Consider the following 18,027-nt stretch of genomic DNA (forward strand, 5'->3'; position numbering starts at 1 on the left):
CTATCTGGCACACCATGGCATCGCAAGAGATCGAGACCCTGGCCGCCGCGCTTTCGCGCCTGCCCGGCCTGGGCCCGCGCTCGGCCCGCCGCGCGGTGTTGTGGCTGATCAAGCGCCGCGAAACCGCGCTGGTGCAACTGCGGGACGCTCTCGAAGCCGTGCAGGGCGCACTGGTCGAATGCCAGGTCTGCGGCAACATCGACACCAGCGACCCATGCGCGATCTGCACCGACGCGCGCCGTGATGCACGGTCGCTGTGCGTGGTCGAGGAAGTGGCCGACCTGTGGGCGCTAGACCGCGCGCGCCTGTTCACCGGCCGCTACCACGTGCTGGGTGGACGGTTGTCGGCGCTCGATGGCGTGCGGCCGGAAGACCTCAGCGTGGATCGCCTGCTCGCGCGGGTGGAGGAGGGCGGCATCGACGAGGTGGTGCTTGCCATGAACGCGACGCTCGAAGGCCAGACCACCGCGCACTACATCGCCGAACGGCTGGAGAGCTTCCCCTTGCGCATCACCCAGCTGGCGCATGGCCTGCCGGTTGGTGGTGAACTGGACTACCTCGACGAGGGTACGCTGGCGCAGGCGATCAGGGCGCGGCGCCCGGTCACCTGAACGCCGCTGACAGCGATCGCCTTTTCTGCGAGGCTGCCATGTTGCGAAACCGCGCTCGGGCATTTATCTGGAACGTATGGCCATTCGCGAAATCATCGAGATCCCCGACCAGCGCTTGAAGCAGGTCTCCAAACCCGTCGAGACGTTCGACGACGAGCTCAAGACGCTCGTCGCCGACATGTTCGAGACGATGTACGACGGGCCGGGCATCGGCCTCGCCGCGATCCAGGTGGGCGTTCCCTTGCGCGTGCTGGTCATCGATCTGCAGCCCGACGATCCCGATGCCGAGCCCGAAGTCTGCACCTCGCACGGCGATCACCATCACACGCATCAGCCGACCAAGCACGAGCCGCGGGTGTTCATCAACCCCGAGATACTCGATCCGTCGGACGAGTTCATCGTCTACAACGAGGGCTGCCTCTCGGTCCCCGAGATCTACGCCGACGTGGAACGCCCCGCCCGCATTCGCGCGCGCTGGCAGGACCTGGACGGCACCGTCCACGAAGAGCCGCTCGATGGCATGATGGCGATCTGCCTGCAGCACGAGATGGACCACCTCGAAGGCATTCTCTTCATCGACCGCCTCAGCCGCCTCAAGCGCCAGATGGCGATCAAGAGGCTGGAGAAGCTGCGCAAGGCGGCGTGAACAATGCGCGCTGTGGATGATTTGCGCGATGGGTTGACGTTCTCTATTCGTTCCTGATACGCACGGTGGATGGAAGTCGCCGCGTTCATCATCGTCGCCTTGGCCTTGGGGCTGTTCGCAGGCTGGTTCTTCGGCTCGCGCCCTGCAGCAGAGTGGCGTGAGCGCCACGCCGCGCGTGACGCCGAGGCGCGCGAGCTTGACGAGAAGTTCCGGCGCGCGATCACCGAACTGGCTACGGCGAGCGAACGCGCGAGCCGCAGCGATGCCTTGGCCGAGGCGTTGGAGCAGGCGCGGCGCGAGCATGGTGTTACGCTGGAGCGCACGCATGGCGAGCACGCGGCGACGCTCGAGCGGTTGCGGGTGGAGCATGGGCACGCGCTGGTCGCGACTCGGTCCGAGCTGACCGCCTTGCTCGACAGTGTCCGGACCGATCATGCCGCCAAGCACGACATGCTTCATGCGGAGCATGCCAAGATGGTCGGCGGTCACGTCGCCGAACAGCGCCGTCTGTCCACCGAACTGGCGGCCTTGCGCGAGAAGACCGCCAACTTCGACGAGCAGAAGCGGTTGCTGATGGAAGCGCAGGGTGTGCTGCGCAAGGAGTTCGAGAATGCCGGCGCCAAGGTGCTGGCCGATGCGCAAGCGGCGTTCCTCAATCGCGCCGGGGCGCGGTTCGAGGAAAGCGAGAAGGCCAGTGCCGAGCGGTTGTCGACGCTGCTGGCTCCAGTGAACGCGCGTCTGAAGTCCTACGAGGAGCAGGTCACCGCGCTGGAATCCAAACGCGTTGACTCGTTCGGGCAGCTTGCCGGCTTGATCCAGTCGATGCGCGAAGGCCAGGAGCAGGTTCGCGCAGAAGCGGCACGGCTGGGCAACTCGCTCACCAACGCGCCTAAGGCGCGGGGGCGTTGGGGCGAGCGCGCATTGCAGAACGTGCTGGAGCAGTGTGGCCTGTCCGAGCATACCGACTTCAACCTCGAACACTCGATGAACACCGACGAGGGCCGGCTACGCCCGGACGCCATCGTCCGCATTCCCGGCAACAAGCAGCTGGTGATCGACGCCAAGGTCTCGCTCAACGCCTACCAAGCCGCGTTCGAGGCCAATGACGATGGCGAGCGCAAGCGTCACCTCGACCTGCACGCGCGCTCGATGCGCAATCATGTCCAGACGCTGGGTGCCAAGAGCTACCAGAGCCAGTTCGAGGATGCGCCCGACTACGTGGTGATGTTCGTTCCGGGCGAACACTTCGTTGCCGCCGCGCTCGATCACGATCCCGAGCTGTGGGATTTCGCCTTCCGCAACAAGGTGCTGTTGGCGACACCGACCAACCTGGTGGCGATCGCCCGCACCGTGGCGCAGGTCTGGCGGCAGGATGGCTTGGCCAAGGAAGCGCGCGAGATCGGCCGCATGGGCGGGGAGCTCTACGATCGGCTCGCCGTCGCGGCCAATCACATGAAGCGTGTCGGCGCGGGGCTGGAGTCGGCGGTCAGCAACTACAACAAGTTCGTCGGCAGCTTCGAGCGCAATGTGCTCTCGTCCGGACGACGCCTTCGCGACAAGCATATCGAGATTGGCAAGAACGAGATCGACGCGGTGCCGATGATCGAGTCCATGCCACGTTACGGAACTGAAGCTCTGGTTCCGCCGGACAACGACGATCGCATCGAGGCGGCGGAGTAGATCGGCTCAGACGTGGCCGCATAGTCACGGAGAAGAAGGTTCTCGCGGAGGCACAGGCGCGGGAAAGAAATCTTGTCGGCGTAGCGCCCGCCCACCGCGAAGCCGCCACCGTAAATCGCTTCGCGTCGATGGAGATGGTTTCGAAAGCTTCTGGAGGCTCGGCATGTCCGCCTCTTTTTCTGCGCCTCTGTGCGCGTACACGCTTTTTCCTGCTCCGGTTCCGCGCTTCGGCGTCAAACCTGTTGAAGCTAAATTCGCGCCAAGGCTTCGTATGCCAGAACAGCACCGGCGACCGCCGCGTTGAGACTGTCGGCCCGCCCAAGCATCGGAATGGTGACGCGTAAGTCGCACTCCGCCTCGTAAGCCTCGGGCAACCCTTGCGATTCGTTGCCTACCAGTAGGAAGCACGGGGCCTCATAGGCTGCAGCGCGATAGTCGGTTGGTTCGCGTAATGAGGCTGCGACAAGCTGTCCGGCGCCGCTGCGCAGCCAAGGCAGGAACTCGTCCCACCGCGCCGTCGCCAGGCGCTGGGTGAAGATCGCACCCATGCTCGCACGGACGGCTTCGACGGAGAAGGGATCGGCGCAATCGTCGATCAGGATCAACCCGCCCGCACCGACCGCGTCGCCTGTGCGCAACATCGTGCCCAAGTTGCCGGGATCGCGAAGCGCCTGCGCCACCAGCCAGATTGGAGCGGCAGCACGGTCGATTCGGGCAAGGCCAGTGTCGAACTCGGCAAAGATACCGGCGACGGCCTGCGGATTGTCCTTGCCGGTCACCTTGGCGAGAATGGCCTCGTCCATCTCGATCACTTCGCCACCGTTGGCGATGACCGCGGCTTCCAGTTCGGCGAGCAAAGGATGGGCTGGGCGACCGGTCGCCATCACCAGCATTTCGGGCAGGATGCGGCTCTCCCGCGCATCGGTCAGCAGGCGCAGGCCTTCGGCCAGGAACTTGCGCTCCAGCCGCCGGTGCTTCTTCTCGCGCAGAGAGCGCAGGAACTTGACCGTCGGATTGGAGAAGCCGGTAATCGTGCGGCGCACGCGATCAATCCTCGCCGAAGCCATCCTTGACGAGCGTCGCAAGCTGTTCGAGCACGTCTTCGGCATTGTCGCCCGAAACCACGATCTCGATTGTGTCACCCTTCGCGGCGCCCAGCATCATCAGGCCCAGGATCGAACCGCCCGCCGCCTCGGTGCCGTCCTTGCTGACGGTGACGGCACATGTGGGCGGAAGGTCGCTCACCATGTTCACGAACTTGGCGCTCGCGCGCGCGTGCAGGCCGCGCTGGTTGACGATCACGATGCTTTCACGGCAACCGATCATGCGTCCTGCCCCAGATACTCCGATGCGATCGTGATGTAGTTGCGCCCGGCATCGCGCGCGGCCGAGGCCGCCTGACGCACCGACATGCAGCGCCGCGCCTTGGCGAGGCGGATCAGCATCGGCAGGTTGATCCCGGCGATGACCTCGACCTTGCCCGCTTCCATCAGCGAGATCGCCAGGTTCGAAGGCGTGCCACCGAACAGGTCGGTCAAGATCACGACGCCTTCGCCCGCGTCCACGTCGCGTATGGCATCGGCGATCTCGCGCCGACGCAGTTCCATGTCGTCGCTGGGGCCTATGCAGATCGTGGCGACGTTGCCCTGGGCGCCGACGACATGTTCCATCGCCTTGACGAACTCGACGGCGAGATCACCATGGGTGACGAGGATCATGCCGATCATGTGAGACGTGCGCTCCGAAAATGCTGCGAATGCACCTGGGTTGTCTTATGGTCATTCACGCCGCGGACTTCCTTCCAGAAGATCGGCGGCACGCGCGCCCAGGTTGCGATGCAGCAATGTGGGTGAGAATCCGTGTTCACGCAAGGCCGCTGCAACCTCACGCGAGGTGAACACTGACCGATGTCGGCCTCCGGTGCAGCCGAATGCGATGTGTACGTATGCTTTTCCTTGTGCCCTGTAGCGCGGCAGCAACAGCAGCAGCAGGTCGCGGATGCGCGTGAAGGCCTCGGTGTAGGCAGGATCCTGGCGGATGTGCTCGCCCACGGCTGCATCCTCGCCGGTAAGCGGGCGCAGCACCGGATCCCAGTGCGGGTTGTCGAGGAAACGCATGTCGAACACCAGATCGGCCACGGGCGGCATCCCGCGCGAGAACCCGAAGCTGGAAACGGTGATCGTCAACTCGTGCTCGTCCACGCCGCCGAACCGCTCGCGCATGGCGCGCTGCAGGTCGTTGCTGGTGTAGTCGGTGGTATCGATAAGGATATCGGCCCAGCGCCGCAGCGATCCCAACAACTCGCGCTCGGCCCGGATGCCATTCGACACGGGGGTATCCGACGCCAGCGGATGGCGCCGCCGTGTTTCGTTGTAGCGGCGTTCCAGTTCGCTGCTCGAGCAATCGAGGAATAGGGTGGTGACTTCAAGATCGGGGCGGCTGCCCAGTTCCTGGACCTTGCGGATGATGCCTTGGGGATCGAAGCCGCGCGTTCTTGAATCGAAGCCGATCGCGATCGAGCCGCTAAGCCCCACTGCGGTGTGCGGCGTGTCGATCAGCCGGTCCAGCAAGCGGATCGGAAAGTTGTCGACGATCTCCCACCCCAGGTCCTCAAGCGAGCGTAGCGCCGTCGTCTTGCCCGCGCCCAGCATCCCGGTGACGAGCATGAGCCGCTGCACCGCATGTTGGGTCGCGGATGGTGGCATGGAAGAGACATCGTCCTGCATCTGATACTGCTTTGCGCCGCTCTACACCGAAAGAAAAGGCCCGGATGTATCCGCTGGCGTGCCAAAGCCGGGCAAAGTTCAGGAAGAGGTTCCATATATACGAAGCGCCTGCTCGACCTTCAGGAACGGCGGCTCCGGGCTTGGCCATATCGCGACCGCCGGTATGTCCAGCCCCGCGCGTTCGATCGGCTGGGCGGCCTCAATGAAGCGAGGGGCGTCGACATCGAGGCGTACGAGCAGTGCGACCTCGACCATCTCGCCCACCGGGAACGTCAGCAGGCCCAGGTTGCGTACCTCAAGCAGGCCTCGCGTATTCGGGTGAGGGTACGCCAGCAGACGATCCCGAAACCGGGCGAGCATCACGCCGTCGTCCCCGATCAGCATCGCGCCACGGTCGATCAGCGCCAGCGCCAAGGCGGACTTGCCCGTTCCCGGCGCACCTTCGATCAGGACGCCGCGTCCGCCGATGCCGACGCAGGTGGCGACGTGCGGAGTCATGCGCGGTCACGCCAGGCTGGCAGCGTCATCTCGAGCTTGGCCCCTGGCTGCCGATCCGATCGCGGGCTGGCCAGCAAGCGCCCGAAGTGCGCGTCGACAACGGTGCGCGCGATCGCCAGCCCCAAGCCGCTATGCCGCGCGAACGCTTCGCCTGGCGGACGGAGCGAATGGAATCGTTCGAACACCTTTTCGCGCGCCTCTTCCGGAATGCCCGGGCCATGATCGGACACCGCTACGATCACTCTGTCATCGATCCGCTCGAGTTCGATCTCGATCGCCGCGCCGGGTTCCGAAAACGAGACCGCGTTGTCGAGCAGATTGTGCAGCACGCGTTCGAGACGTGCCGGATCGCCTGGAACCACCATCTCGCCACCATCACCGGCCCGCGAGACGCCGACATGGCAGCGGCCATTGGCGCCGCGCGTCTCGCGTTCGGCGACGATCGCGAGGACCAGGCGCAGCATGTCGACCGGTTCGAAGGTGGTGCGGCTGAGTTCGGCATCGATGCGGCTGGCATCCGCGATCTGGGTGATGAGGAAGTCCAGACGGCGCACGTCGTCGCTGGCGATCGCGACGAGCTGCTTTCGCAAGTCCGGATCGGTGACGCGTTCGAGCGTTTCGACCGAACTGCGCAGGGACGCCAGTGGGTTCTTGAGCTCGTGCGCCACGTCCGCGGCAAAGCTCTCGACGGCGTCGATGCGCTGGCGCAACGCCGTCGTCATGTCGGAAATGGCGCGTGCGAGCAGGCCGATCTCGTCGCGGCGATCGGGCAGGCGAGGAACCACCACCTTGCGGTCGCGACCTAGCCGAACTCTCACCGCCGCACGCACCAGGGTGCGAAGCGGATCGACGATGGTGCGGGCCAAGAACAAGGACAACAGCACCGAAATCGTCAACGCGGCGCCGACGATGATCGCCAGCGTCTGGCGTGCCTCGCGAACGTATTCGGTGATATCGCGAGCGTTGCGGGTCACGAGCAATGCCTCGCCGGCGTTGCCGACGGGGGTCGCGGCGGTGATGACCGGCGTCCGGTCGGGCGCGGCGCGACGGCGCGCGATCGTGCTGCTGCCGGCAAGTGCTTCGCCGATCTCCGGCCAGCTGGCCGCGTCGGCCCTCGCTCCCCGGTTTACAGTGGGGTCGCGATAGGGGGGGATGGGTGGTGCGCCCAATACGAAGTCCATCGCCCGATCCAGCATGCGCGCCGCCTTCTGCAACGGCGGATCGCGATTGGGGTCGGTGAAACCGAACGACGGCGGAGCCAATTCGAAACTGTCGGCGATAAGCTGGCCATCACGGTCGTAGAGGCGCAGTCGCAGTTTCTGCATGGTGCCGATGCGCATCATCAGCTTGCGCTGTTCGGCCGGTTTGCGCCCGGCCAGTGCCGCCGCCGTGATTTCCGATTCCACTCGCGCCAGACGGAACCGCTCCGCGAACAGCTCGCGGCGATAGCTGTCGATGTAGAACAGGCTTCCGGCGAGCAGCATGAAGGCGATGATGTTGACCGCAAGGATACGGGCAGTCAGCGAGATTGGTGGTGGCCAGCCCGGCATGGCGGGAAAGCCGATGCGGCGTGGCTCAGCCATCGGCGAAGGAATAGCCGGCGCCGTACAGCGTTTCGATCGCGGCGAACTGGGGATCGACCGCGCGGAACTTGCGGCGCAGGCGTTTGATGTGGCTGTCGATCGTGCGATCGTCGACGAATACGTCCTCGCTATAGGCCGCATCCATCAGTTGGTTGCGGCTCTTGACCACGCCGGGCCGCGCCGCGAGCGCCTCCAGGATAAGGAACTCCGTGACCGTCAGCGATACGGCCATGCCGTCCCAGGTCACCTGATGGCGCGGGGGATCGAGGTGCAGCCGCCCGCGCAGGATCGATTCGCCGACGGGGGCATCGTCGCCGTCGCCAGGTTGGCTGCGAACGAGGTCGCTGCGTCTCAAAATGGCACGGATGCGCGCTACCAGCAGGCGCTGGCTGAAGGGCTTGGTGATGTAGTCGTCCGCGCCGAGCGCCAGTCCCAGAGCCTCGTCCGGCTCCTCGTCCTTCGAGGTCAGGAAGATCACCGGCAACCCCGAATGCTCACGCAGCGACTGGAGCAATTGCAGTCCGTCCATTCGTGGCATCTTGATGTCGAAGATTGCAAGATCCGGTGGGTTGTCGAGCAGCGCCTTGAGGGCGGTCTCGCCATCGGTGTAGACGCGCGTGGCGAAGCCTTCTGCCTGGAGGCCGATCGAGACCGCGGTAAGGATATTGCGATCATCGTCCACCAGCGCGACGCACTTCTGCCGAGCCGGCTGGGTGCTGTGCGTATCATCGGGGAGGGGCGGCGTTATCATCGCTTTCGGAGCAAAGCCGATTGATGGTTGGACAAACGCGATGGGTAGACGCTCTGCGCCGGGCTGGCAACGTGCGGAAGTAGGTGCGCAAATGGCAGGAATGTGCTAGCTCTCCGCTCAATACAGCCGATTTGACGGGATGATGCGGGCCGATTATCGGACTCCGTGATTCTTGCGCAGACTTGCTGCCTTGGGCGCTCTTCTTTTCGAGCGTCAATATCATGGAGACGACCTTGACCGCATCGCTCAGCTATCCTCTCGACCGTCAGGGCATTGCCACGAACGCGACGATCTTTGCCAACCTGGGCACGGCGCCGCTGGTCGAGCATGCGATCGCTAACGGTGAGGGCATGCTGGCGGCCGATGGTCCGTTCGTCGTCCAGACCGGCAAGCACACCGGCCGCTCGGCCAAGGACAAGTTCATCGTCCGCGATGCCGAAACCGAGAACACCGTGTGGTGGGGCAAGACCAACGTCTCGATGACGCCGGAGCACTTCGCCAACCTCAAGGAAGATTTCTTCGCGGCGCTGGGCAGCAAGGACAAGCTCTACGTTGCCGACCTGTTCGGCGGCTCGCAGCCAGAGCATCGCGTGAAAGTGCGCGTGATCAACGAGTTCGCGTGGCACAACCTGTTCATCCGCACGCTGCTGGTTCGTCCCAGCGCTGAGGAACTGTCCAGCTTCGCACCCGAATACACCATCATCGACCTGCCCAGCTTCCGCGCCAATCCCGAGCGTCATGGCAGCCGCACCGAGACGGTCGTCGCGGTCAACTTCTCCGAGAAGCTGATCCTGATCGGCGGCACGTCCTATGCCGGCGAGATGAAGAAGAGCGTCTTCGGCATCCTCAACTACCTGCTCCCGGTCAAGGGCGTGATGCCGATGCACTGCTCGGCCAACATCGGCAACGATGGCAAGACCGCCGTGTTCTTCGGCCTGTCGGGCACCGGCAAGACCACGCTGTCGGCCGACGCCAGCCGCACGCTGATCGGTGACGACGAGCATGGCTGGTCGGATACCGCCGTGTTCAACTTCGAAGGCGGCTGCTACGCCAAGATGATCCGCCTGTCGGAAGAGGCCGAGCCCGAGATCTATGCTGTCACCAAGCGCTTCGGCACGGTGCTGGAGAACGTCGTGATCGATCCCGAGACCCGGAAGATCGATCTCGACGACAACTCGCTGGCCGAAAACAGCCGCGGCTCCTACCCGATCGACTTCATCCCGAACGCTTCGGAGAAGAACCTCGGTCCGGTACCCGCTAACCTGATCTTCCTCACCGCCGACGCCTATGGCGTGTTGCCTCCCATCGCGCGTCTCACCCCCGATCAGGCGATGTATCACTTCCTCTCAGGCTACACCGCGCGCGTCGCGGGCACCGAGATCGGCGTGACCGAGCCGGAAGCGACGTTCTCGACCTGCTTCGGCGCCCCGTTCATGCCGCGTCACCCGTCGATCTATGGCAACCTGCTCAAGGAGCGGATCGCCAAGGGCGGGGTGAAATGCTGGTTGGTCAACACCGGCTGGTCGGGCGGCAAGGCCACCATGGAAGGCATCAAGCGGATGCCGATCAAGGCGACCCGTGCGCTGCTCAACGCCGCGCTCGATGGCAGCCTGAACGATGCCGAGTTCAAGGAAGATCCGAACTTCGGCTTCGAGGTTCCGGTCGCAGTCGCGGGTGTCGACAGCAAGCTGCTCGACCCACGCGGCGCCTGGGCCGATCCGGCCGAGTACGACAAGACTGCGCAGACCCTGGTCAAGCAGTTCATCGAGAACTTCGAGCAGTTCGAAGAGCATGTCGACGAGGGCGTCCGCAAGGCAGCTCCGGTCGCGGCTTGATCGATACGGCTTCGACTTCACGCAAGTGAAGTGACGACCCCGCGGCGCCTCGGTGCCGCGGGGTTTTTCATGTCAGGTGCGTCTGGCAGCAGCGATATAGCGAAGCGCCACCCTGCGACCCGCGACGGTCATGTATCTTGCCTCGCCCCGGCTTCAGGCCTTGGCGTCGATCACCAGCCAGATCGCTGGTTGGCTAGGCCCGCACGCGAGCCCAGCCCCCGGCGCGAGCATTACCTTGGGCGCCAGGTTCTTGGGGAACCTGGCGCCCAACGATTACCATCGAATCGAAGCATTCACCGGCTCGCATCGGGCCCGCGCTCACGCTAGAAGCGCTGGATGGACATCGCCCTGTCTCTTCTCGTTCTTACCAGCATCGCGCTTTTCGCTGGCGCCTACGTCCTGTTGCGCCGCGGCCGGCGCCGCCAGGCGTGGCTCATGCTCGGGCTTGCGGTGGTGATGGTGCTGAACGTCGCGATCTGGACCTGGCCGATGCAGGGCGGAGAGTCGCTCAAGACGGCGAGTGCACCCGGCTGAGTAGTGCATCCAGGGAAGCCATCGCGCCAGTCTCGACCGATCTCGTCGCATGCGGTGGACACACGGCCGCACCACGACTATCTCGACCGTGATGGCAAACCGCCTGTTCCTTACCTTGTTGGCGTTGCTGACGGGCCTCGCCGCGCAAATTGCGCCGGCGCAGGCGCGTGTCCGTGCGGAGCAGACGGCAGCGGCAATTGCGCCCACAGCTATCGCCGTTCGTGCACCGGCGGGTCCGATCGGCCTGGCACGACTACCCGAGCAGGGCAGGCGGCAGGCACGACGCGTGGCGACGTCCATCAGTGGCGTTGCCGTCAGCGCCGGCCATGCGCCAAGCGTGCGTATTCAGGTTGATCGCGCGCGCGAGTAGCGCAACCCCCATCTCATCGACATTGTTCTCGCCGCCCGCCTCTATGACGGACGCATCCCGCGCGTGATCGCGCGCTTACCGATAAATACAGGAATCCCGCCATGCTTGGGGCCATCGTCAAGTCCATCTTCGGCTCGTCCAACGAGCGCTACATCAAATCGCTCGACAAGACTGTCCGGCAGATCGCGTCGTTCGAGCCGTCGCTCGAAGCGATGAGCGATGACGAACTCGCGGCGCAGACGCAGACGTTCCGCCAGCAGCTCTCGGCGGGCACCACCCTCGACGACCTGCTGCCCGAGGCATTCGCCACCGTCCGCGAGGCGGCGCGACGCGTGTTCAAGATGCGGCACTTCGACGTGCAGATGATCGGCGGCATCGTCCTGCATCGCGGCGAAATCGCCGAGATGCGCACGGGCGAGGGCAAGACCCTGGTCGCGACGCTGGCGACGTATCTCAACGCGCTGGAAGGCAAAGGCGTCCATGTCGTCACCGTGAACGACTACCTGGCGCGGCGCGATGCCGAGCAGATGGGGCAGCTCTACACCTTCCTCGGCCTGACGGTCGGCGTGATCGTGCCCAATCTCAACGAGTACGAGCGCCGCGAGGCCTACGCCGCCGACATCACCTACGGCACCAACAACGAGTTCGGCTTCGACTACCTGCGCGACAACATGAAGCATGAGCGCAGCCAGATGGTGCAGCGTGCCTTCAACTACGCGATCGTCGACGAGGTGGACTCGATCCTGATCGACGAGGCGCGCACGCCGCTGATCATCTCGGGGCCGACCGACGACAAGTCCGAGCTGTACCTTCAGGTCGACGCGGTGGTGAAGCAGCTGGTTCCCGAGGACTACGATGCCGACGAGAAGGGCAAGAGCGTCGTCCTGACCGAGGATGGTGTCGAAAAGGCCGAACGCATCCTCGAGGCGGCTGGCCTGCTGGTCGGATCGAACCTCTACGATGTCGAGAACACGCAAGTCGTGCACCACCTCGACCAGGCGCTGAAGGCCGTCGTGATGTTCAAGCGCGACATCGACTACATCGAGAAGGACGGCAAGATCGTCATCATCGACGAGTTCACCGGCCGCATGATGGACGGGCGGCGTTGGTCCAACGGCCTGCACCAGGCGGTCGAGGCCAAGGAGGGCGTCGATATCGAGCCCGAGAACCAGACGATGGCCTCGATCACCTTCCAGAACTACTTCCGCATGTACCCGAAGCTGTCGGGCATGACCGGCACCGCCGCGACCGAGGCGGCCGAATTCTACGATATCTACAAGATCAACGTGGTGACCATCCCCACCAACGTGCCGGTGATCCGCGTCGACGAAGAGGACGAGTTCTACAAGAACACCCTCGATAAATTCGCCGCGATCGCGAAGCTGATCCGCGAACGTTACGAGGGTGGCCAGCCGGTGCTGGTCGGCACCGTGTCGATCGAGAAGTCCGAGCTCCTTTCCGAATTCCTGACCAAGGAAGGCGTGCAGCACAACGTCCTCAACGCCCGTTTCCACGAGATGGAAGCGCACATCGTCGCGCAGGCCGGGCAGTTGCGCGCGGTCACCATCGCCACCAACATGGCGGGTCGCGGCACCGACATTCAGCTGGGCGGCAACGTCGAGTTCCGCATCGAGGACGAGCTGCGCGACATGCCCGAGGGGCCGGAGCGCGACGAGGCAATCGCCAGAATCAAGGCCGAGGTCGCTGAACAAAAAGCGCTGGTCCTCGCCGCGGGCGGCCTGTGCGTTATCGGCACCGAGCGCCACGAAAGCCGCCGTATCGACAACCAGCTGCGCGGTCGTTCGGGCCGCCAGGGCGATCCCGGCCTGTCGAAGTTCTACCTCTGCCTCGAAGATGACCTGCTGCGTATTTTCGGACCCGACACGCTGTTCTCCAAGATGATGAACAGCAACCTGGCCGATGGCGAGGCGATCGGTTCCAAGTGGCTGTCGAAGGCGATCGAGACCGCGCAGAAGAAGGTCGAGGCGCGCAACTACGAAGTGCGTAAGCAGGTCGTCGAGTACGACGATGTGATGAACGACCAGCGCAAGGTCATCTACGAGCAGCGCTCCGACATCATGGACGCGGAAACGGTCGATGATGTCGTTGTCGAGATGCGCCAGGACACCGTCAACGCGATCGTCGCGGATGCCTGCCCGCCCAATTCGTACCCCGAGAACTGGAATATCGACCAGTTGAAGGAGCGTTCGCGCGATGTCCTCGGGATCGAGATCCCGGTCGAGGCATGGATCGAGGAGGACGGCATCGATCCCGAGGTGGTCGAGGAACGCGTCGCAGCGGCCGCCGATGCGCACATGGCGACCAAGATGGCGGTCGATGATCCATCGATCTGGCGTCAAGTCGAAAAGAGCATCCTGCTCGATCGCCTCGATCATTTCTGGAAAGAGCATCTCGCCACGCTCGATGCGCTGCGCCAGGTCGTGTTCCTGCGCGCCTATGCGCAGAAGACGCCGATCAACGAGTACAAGACCGAAGCGTTCGGCCTGTTCGAGCGTATGCTGGAAACGATTCGCGAGGATGTGACCCGCATCCTGTCCGTCAGCGAACTGCGGATGCCCGAGACGGTCGATTTGCCTGAACTGCCGGACTTTCTAACCGGCCACATCGATCCCTTTACCGGGTTCGACGACTCTGCGGATGGCGATGGATCAGCTTCGCAGGCGGCGCTGTTCGGTGCGTTGGCGGGAAGCCCGCAAGTCGCGCTGGATCGATCGAACGCAGGTGAGAATCCGTATGCCGATCTGCAGATCAGCCGCAATGCGCCTTGCCCTTGCGGTTCGGGCAACAAGTACAAGCATTGCCACGGTGCCCTGGCTTGAACGGATCACAGGGGCGAACGTGGCGGTAAGATAGGCAAGGGGGAAGCCGGTCGCAGCGCTTTGGCGAGCGATCGGTTGCTTTCCATTCAACGAAAGGCTGACTGCTTCACCGAGAAGCGATCAGCCTGGAGTCAGTGGCCAGCCTCGACGGCGATGCGGATGGCATCGGCGCTGGTTTTCACGCCCAGCGCGCGGAACAGCGCCGCCCGATGCATCTTCACCGTACGCTCGCTCAGGCCAAGGTCGAAGGCGATCTGCTTGTTCAGCTTGCCTTCCGCCATCTGGATCAGGATCTCGCGCTGGCGTGATGTCAGTACGTCGACCTTGCCCTTGGACGATGAAAGGCAGTCGATCGCGCCATTCGCGCTACCGTCATGACCCAGCTCGACCTGCGATCCCAGGAAGTATTGTAGCTCGCCGCTCTCGTCGAACAGCGGGACGATCATGACGGCGTTGCGGAAGGGAGTGCCATCCTTGCGGTAATTCACGACCTCGACGAGCACGGGTTTGCGTTCGCGAATGGCGTCGCGCATCTTGTCGATCAGCCAGGGTTCCGTCTCGGGTCCGCGCAGGAACCTGCAGTTATTGCCGATCACTTCGTCACGCGAGTACCCCGTAAGGTCAAGAAACGGTTGGTTGCATTCGATGATCGGATTGTCTGGAAGGTTGGGGTTGCTGACGACAGCCGCGATCGGGCTGTTTTCAATCATGACGCGTGGTGACATTCGGATACGTTAGTGAACTTCACCTGCACTGTGAAGATCATGATATACGATCATGTTGACCGGGAATTCGCCGCAGCGATATCGCGATGGCGCCGGCCACGTCAGGCAGCCGGCGCACCTTGGTCACTTACCCTGGCAATCGTTGTTTTCCTGCACATACCCGGCTGTGTTGTAGATCGCTATGCAAGCTGCACGCGGCGCCGTGAACTTGTTGTTGTCGATCTTGATCGGACCATTCTGCATATTGGTCGGGATCTTGGTGGATACGACTTCACCCAGCGCGGTTATGATCCCGGTGACGTAGCTGAAGCCCAGTTCGCCGCCGCCGCTATCGAACGAATTTCCGGTAATACGCACGTTGATCGCACCCGCGCCTTCAAGCCAGGGGTCGAAGCTGGTCAGCAGTCGAATGGCGGTGCGAGGCAGTCCCCTGATCACGTTGCCCTGGATGATGCCGTTGGCGGTCTGGATCAGCATCCCTCGGCCACCGCTGTCGGCCATCGTGTTGTTGACGATCGCGAAGCGGCGTGGGGTGAGGTTGACGACGCGTGCATAGGCCGCTTCGTTGAACGGCTCTCCTGGAGCAAAGCCGAACGTCACGATGTCGCTGTTACCCACCGGGGGGGCGGCGTTTACCGTCCGGCGCGACAGATACTCACCCTCCTTGTTGAAGAAGGCCACTTCGTCACCGACGCGGATCAGCCGTGCGTCGTTCGTCAGAGTGGCGCCGTTGGTTCCGGTCGGCGTTGCCTTGTGGATGATCGAGCGCAAGTTGATCTGATCGTCGCCTGTATGCGAGATGGCGTTCCCGCGGATCAGCACGTCACCGCCGGCCGCGACGACATGGATACCGTCGAAGTTGGTGCTGTATGGCCGCCCGGCATCCGCGGCGATCGTCGAGTTCTGGATGGCGATGCCCCGACCGCGCGTCTTCACCAGCACGCCGATTCCACCGATCGATCCGATGCGGATACCATCCAGGATGATATCCTCGTTCATCCCCGAATAGCTGTCGCGGATATAAACCGCGCGTGCTCCATAATACGTAAACTTTACCGCAACGTACTGACCGTCCTTCAAAGCGCGGAACAGGGGCGAGGTGAAGGTGCGATCATCGACGCGGACTGGCTGTGCGGCCGTTGGCGCTATGATCGCGCGGGACTGGATCTGCGGCCAGCTGCGGTTGGGGCCTTCGTTCATCGGCTGCACCCAGTTGATCGTCACCCCGGCCGGGAGTGGCTGATCGAGTTCGAGCCGCAGGACGCCGTCGACGGTGCGCATGCGACCGGTGCCCGAAAGCACCCGACTGTCGCGCATCTTCGCGCCGACGATACGCACGCGCTGCGAATCCTGGATGAAGATCCCGTCGACATTGTTCTCGAAAACGAAGCTGGCGCCGCTGGCCTGGATATCGACATCGACAAGCTTGCTGAGCAGCAGGTGGGCGGCGCTGGGTTGATCGGTGTTGGTGGTCCTGAACCGGTACTCGCCGGGCGTGACCTTGAGGATGCCGCCACCGGCCTTGCGCAACTGGGTGACCGCCGCCTGCAGGACCGGCGTCGCATCGGCTCCTGCGGCCGGCGCGGTCACGGTGACGGTCAGCTTGCCCAGGGTGCGTGGTGCCCGCACCACGAGATTGGCAGCGCGGTTATCCGCGCCGATCCACGCTTGCGACAAGTCGCCGATCCCGGCGATGACCGGGCTCAACCGGTCCGCCATCATCCGCTTGCTCCAGACATCGAAATCGCTGAGCGGTTTCACGGCCGTGGCGGGTTGGGCGACACCTTGTGTGGCGACCGGCGTGTCCAATTGCGGGGCGGCGGCGGTCGTTTCACCGTCCCCACCCGAGCAGGCGGCGATAAGGGGCAACAGCAAGATCATCGATTTGGACTTTACAGCATATTTCATGGTCGCGCCCCGCAATGTGCTCGCAGCATGGTTCGACCGAGCGCAGTTCGCCTGCGTCTTGGTGCTTGCGAGAATGATGGTTCGCCGCGGCGGTCTGCTGCTGGCGTGAGCCGCTTATGCCGTGCATGTGGCTAAGGGAGCGCGAGCCGCCGGATACGGTAAAACAAGGCGGTCGGATGAAGCGGTTAACCATCTTGCGCAGGTTTTGCCGGCGAGGGGCAGTACAAAAGTTCGCGTTTCAGCCGTTCTTGGCTGCGCGAGGAGGAGCGTCAGGACGAACGATCAGCCGCGAATCGCACCTGATCGTTAATCGTCGAACGTCAGAAAAGTCGCGTGCGTCGAAACGCGCCGGCTCGCGCCGGTCGTCTAATCACGACGATGCGAGTTGCCCTTGCACCGTCGCGTAACGCGGGCACGACCGTCCCGATCATACCCGGTGCCGTATGTCACTCCGTCTGCAAACGCGAAGCCACTGCATAAAGCGCCACGGCGCCGGCATTGCTGACGTTCAGGCTCTCCATCGCCGCGCTGATCGGCAATCGGGCCAGTGCATCGCAATGTTGCGCGATATTGTGCCGCATTCCGTCGCCCTCCGCCCCGAGGACCAGCGCGACCGGGCCGGAGGGCAGTGCCTCGGCTAGCGTCATCTCCGCTTCGCCAGCCAGACCGATTCGCCAATATCCCGCTTCGGCGATCTCCTCGAGCGCGCGCGCCAGATTGACCACGCGAACCCATGGCACGAGTTCGAGCGCGCCCGACGCCGACTTCGCCAAGGTGCCCGATTCGACCGGGGCGTGACGATCCTGGGTCACGACGGCGATCGCGTTGAACGCCGCTGCCGTGCGCATCAGCGCGCCGACGTTGTGCGGGTCGGTAACTTGATCGAGCACCAGGATCGGGCGGTCGGCATCGCCTTCGAGGATATCGCCCAGGTAGACGTCTTCGAGCGCCTCGCATTCCAGCACGAGCCCCTGATGCGGCGCATCGCGCGCCACCAGACGGGCGAGGTCGGCGGCTTGTGCCCACTCGACGGGAAAGTCGGCAGGCAACTCGCCGCTCAGCGATTCCACGCCTTCGCGCGTCGCCCAAAGCTTGCGGTGCTTGCGTTCGGGATTGAGCAACGCCGCTTCGACCGCATGGCGCCCCCAGATGCGAACGACCCCGGGCGAGGTGCGTCCCGACCCGCGGCCATTGTTCATGCGACCCGCGCGACCGCGCATGGCGCGGCGATCCGTGCTCTTTTCAGCGGCCTTGGCCATTCGTGTCGTCCTTGTGAACTTCGTTTGTCGGCTGCTCCCTGCCAGTGACCCCATTGACAGG

The 18,027-nt window shown here is 63.9% G+C and carries 17 protein-coding genes; 7 read left to right on the forward strand and 10 right to left on the reverse strand.

Annotation, left to right across the window (positions count from 1 at the left end):
* Positions 1-14 precede the first annotated feature (14 nt).
* The 3 genes from recR to ACXJ1Z_RS13580 all read left to right on the forward strand — a co-directional run bounded on the left by recR (position 15) and on the right by ACXJ1Z_RS13580 (position 2,937).
* Positions 15-611 (forward strand): recombination mediator RecR, encoded by a 597-nt coding sequence (gene recR, locus ACXJ1Z_RS13570; protein ID WP_463777330.1) that lies wholly within the window; start codon positions 15-17, stop codon positions 609-611.
* A gap of 76 nt (positions 612-687) precedes the next feature.
* Positions 688-1,257, forward strand: a complete 570-nt coding sequence (locus ACXJ1Z_RS13575; protein WP_463777331.1) for a peptide deformylase — start codon at positions 688-690, stop codon at positions 1,255-1,257.
* Positions 1,258-1,326: 69 nt separating this feature from the next.
* Positions 1,327-2,937, forward strand: coding sequence for a DNA recombination protein RmuC (locus ACXJ1Z_RS13580; protein ID WP_463777332.1), 1,611 nt, complete (start codon positions 1,327-1,329; stop codon positions 2,935-2,937).
* Positions 2,938-3,185: 248 nt separating this feature from the next.
* Here ACXJ1Z_RS13580 and ACXJ1Z_RS13585 read toward each other — a convergent pair whose 3' ends face one another.
* The 7 genes from ACXJ1Z_RS13585 to ACXJ1Z_RS13615 form a co-directional block, all read right to left on the reverse strand.
* Positions 3,186-4,004, reverse strand: a complete 819-nt coding sequence (locus ACXJ1Z_RS13585; RefSeq protein ID WP_463777334.1) for a TrmH family RNA methyltransferase — start codon at positions 4,002-4,004, stop codon at positions 3,186-3,188.
* Positions 3,985-4,263: an HPr family phosphocarrier protein gene (locus tag ACXJ1Z_RS13590; RefSeq protein WP_463777335.1), complete on the reverse strand. Its 279-nt coding sequence runs from the start codon at positions 4,261-4,263 to the stop codon at positions 3,985-3,987. The genes ACXJ1Z_RS13585 and ACXJ1Z_RS13590 overlap by 20 nt, the downstream gene beginning before the upstream one ends.
* On the reverse strand, positions 4,260-4,664 hold the full coding sequence (locus tag ACXJ1Z_RS13595) for a PTS sugar transporter subunit IIA (protein ID WP_463777336.1): 405 nt from the start codon (positions 4,662-4,664) through the stop codon (positions 4,260-4,262). Before ACXJ1Z_RS13595 ends, ACXJ1Z_RS13590 begins: the two co-directional genes overlap by 4 nt.
* A 51-nt stretch (positions 4,665-4,715) precedes the next feature.
* Positions 4,716-5,642: an RNase adapter RapZ gene (rapZ, locus tag ACXJ1Z_RS13600; protein WP_463777337.1), complete on the reverse strand. Its 927-nt coding sequence runs from the start codon at positions 5,640-5,642 to the stop codon at positions 4,716-4,718.
* Between the two features lie 99 nt (positions 5,643-5,741).
* Positions 5,742-6,161, reverse strand: coding sequence for an HPr kinase/phosphorylase (locus tag ACXJ1Z_RS13605; RefSeq protein ID WP_463777339.1), 420 nt, complete (start codon positions 6,159-6,161; stop codon positions 5,742-5,744).
* A complete protein-coding gene (locus tag ACXJ1Z_RS13610; RefSeq protein ID WP_463777340.1) occupies positions 6,158-7,744 on the reverse strand; it encodes a sensor histidine kinase in 1,587 nt (528 codons plus the stop codon). The genes ACXJ1Z_RS13605 and ACXJ1Z_RS13610 overlap by 4 nt, the downstream gene beginning before the upstream one ends.
* Positions 7,737-8,495 carry a response regulator transcription factor gene (locus ACXJ1Z_RS13615; RefSeq protein WP_463777342.1) on the reverse strand — a complete coding sequence of 253 codons (759 nt, stop codon included), beginning with the start codon at positions 8,493-8,495 and terminating at the stop codon, positions 7,737-7,739. The genes ACXJ1Z_RS13610 and ACXJ1Z_RS13615 overlap by 8 nt, the downstream gene beginning before the upstream one ends.
* Before the next feature lie 221 nt (positions 8,496-8,716).
* Between ACXJ1Z_RS13615 and ACXJ1Z_RS13620 the strand changes: the two genes are divergently transcribed.
* From ACXJ1Z_RS13620 to secA, 4 genes are all read left to right on the forward strand, one after another.
* On the forward strand, positions 8,717-10,330 hold the full coding sequence (locus ACXJ1Z_RS13620) for a phosphoenolpyruvate carboxykinase (RefSeq protein ID WP_463777343.1): 1,614 nt from the start codon (positions 8,717-8,719) through the stop codon (positions 10,328-10,330).
* Positions 10,331-10,666: 336 nt separating this feature from the next.
* On the forward strand, positions 10,667-10,864 hold the full coding sequence (locus ACXJ1Z_RS13625; RefSeq protein ID WP_463777345.1) for a hypothetical protein: 198 nt from the start codon (positions 10,667-10,669) through the stop codon (positions 10,862-10,864).
* Positions 10,865-10,913: 49 nt separating this feature from the next.
* Positions 10,914-11,234, forward strand: a complete 321-nt coding sequence (locus tag ACXJ1Z_RS13630; protein WP_463777346.1) for a hypothetical protein — start codon at positions 10,914-10,916, stop codon at positions 11,232-11,234.
* A gap of 101 nt (positions 11,235-11,335) precedes the next feature.
* Complete coding sequence (gene secA, locus ACXJ1Z_RS13635) at positions 11,336-14,074, forward strand: preprotein translocase subunit SecA (protein ID WP_463777347.1); 2,739 nt, start codon at positions 11,336-11,338, stop codon at positions 14,072-14,074.
* 131 nt (positions 14,075-14,205) lie between these two features.
* Here the strand turns inward: secA and ACXJ1Z_RS13640 are convergent, their stop codons facing one another.
* The 3 genes from ACXJ1Z_RS13640 to ACXJ1Z_RS13650 form a co-directional block, all read right to left on the reverse strand.
* Positions 14,206-14,784, reverse strand: coding sequence for a response regulator transcription factor (locus ACXJ1Z_RS13640; protein ID WP_463777349.1), 579 nt, complete (start codon positions 14,782-14,784; stop codon positions 14,206-14,208).
* A gap of 138 nt (positions 14,785-14,922) precedes the next feature.
* Positions 14,923-16,680 (reverse strand): right-handed parallel beta-helix repeat-containing protein, encoded by a 1,758-nt coding sequence (locus ACXJ1Z_RS13645; RefSeq protein WP_463777350.1) that lies wholly within the window; start codon positions 16,678-16,680, stop codon positions 14,923-14,925.
* Between the two features lie 473 nt (positions 16,681-17,153).
* On the reverse strand, positions 17,154-17,966 hold the full coding sequence (locus tag ACXJ1Z_RS13650; protein WP_463777352.1) for a TrmH family RNA methyltransferase: 813 nt from the start codon (positions 17,964-17,966) through the stop codon (positions 17,154-17,156).
* Positions 17,967-18,027 lie beyond the last annotated feature (61 nt).

Source organism: Novosphingobium sp. TK46 (assembly GCF_055361525.1).

What these genes read in the sequence shown, in the direction of transcription:
- ACXJ1Z_RS13645 (WP_463777350.1), bottom strand. Translation starts at nt 16,680, where the DNA reads ATGATCTTGCTGTTGCCCCTTATCGCCGCCTGCTCGGGTGGGGACGGT.
- ACXJ1Z_RS13615 (WP_463777342.1), bottom strand. Translation starts at nt 8,495, where the DNA reads ATGATAACGCCGCCCCTCCCCGATGATACGCACAGCACCCAGCCGGCT.
- ACXJ1Z_RS13575 (WP_463777331.1), top strand. Translation starts at nt 688, where the DNA reads ATGGCCATTCGCGAAATCATCGAGATCCCCGACCAGCGCTTGAAGCAG.
- ACXJ1Z_RS13580 (WP_463777332.1), top strand. Translation starts at nt 1,327, where the DNA reads ATGGAAGTCGCCGCGTTCATCATCGTCGCCTTGGCCTTGGGGCTGTTC.
- ACXJ1Z_RS13630 (WP_463777346.1), top strand. Translation starts at nt 10,914, where the DNA reads ATGCGGTGGACACACGGCCGCACCACGACTATCTCGACCGTGATGGCA.
- ACXJ1Z_RS13605 (WP_463777339.1), bottom strand. Translation starts at nt 6,161, where the DNA reads ATGACTCCGCACGTCGCCACCTGCGTCGGCATCGGCGGACGCGGCGTC.
- recR (WP_463777330.1), top strand. Translation starts at nt 15, where the DNA reads ATGGCATCGCAAGAGATCGAGACCCTGGCCGCCGCGCTTTCGCGCCTG.
- ACXJ1Z_RS13590 (WP_463777335.1), bottom strand. Translation starts at nt 4,263, where the DNA reads ATGATCGGTTGCCGTGAAAGCATCGTGATCGTCAACCAGCGCGGCCTG.
- secA (WP_463777347.1), top strand. Translation starts at nt 11,336, where the DNA reads ATGCTTGGGGCCATCGTCAAGTCCATCTTCGGCTCGTCCAACGAGCGC.
- ACXJ1Z_RS13650 (WP_463777352.1), bottom strand. Translation starts at nt 17,966, where the DNA reads ATGGCCAAGGCCGCTGAAAAGAGCACGGATCGCCGCGCCATGCGCGGT.
- ACXJ1Z_RS13625 (WP_463777345.1), top strand. Translation starts at nt 10,667, where the DNA reads ATGGACATCGCCCTGTCTCTTCTCGTTCTTACCAGCATCGCGCTTTTC.
- ACXJ1Z_RS13585 (WP_463777334.1), bottom strand. Translation starts at nt 4,004, where the DNA reads ATGGCTTCGGCGAGGATTGATCGCGTGCGCCGCACGATTACCGGCTTC.
- ACXJ1Z_RS13610 (WP_463777340.1), bottom strand. Translation starts at nt 7,744, where the DNA reads ATGGCTGAGCCACGCCGCATCGGCTTTCCCGCCATGCCGGGCTGGCCA.
- rapZ (WP_463777337.1), bottom strand. Translation starts at nt 5,642, where the DNA reads ATGCCACCATCCGCGACCCAACATGCGGTGCAGCGGCTCATGCTCGTC.
- ACXJ1Z_RS13620 (WP_463777343.1), top strand. Translation starts at nt 8,717, where the DNA reads ATGGAGACGACCTTGACCGCATCGCTCAGCTATCCTCTCGACCGTCAG.
- ACXJ1Z_RS13595 (WP_463777336.1), bottom strand. Translation starts at nt 4,664, where the DNA reads ATGATCGGCATGATCCTCGTCACCCATGGTGATCTCGCCGTCGAGTTC.
- ACXJ1Z_RS13640 (WP_463777349.1), bottom strand. Translation starts at nt 14,784, where the DNA reads ATGATTGAAAACAGCCCGATCGCGGCTGTCGTCAGCAACCCCAACCTT.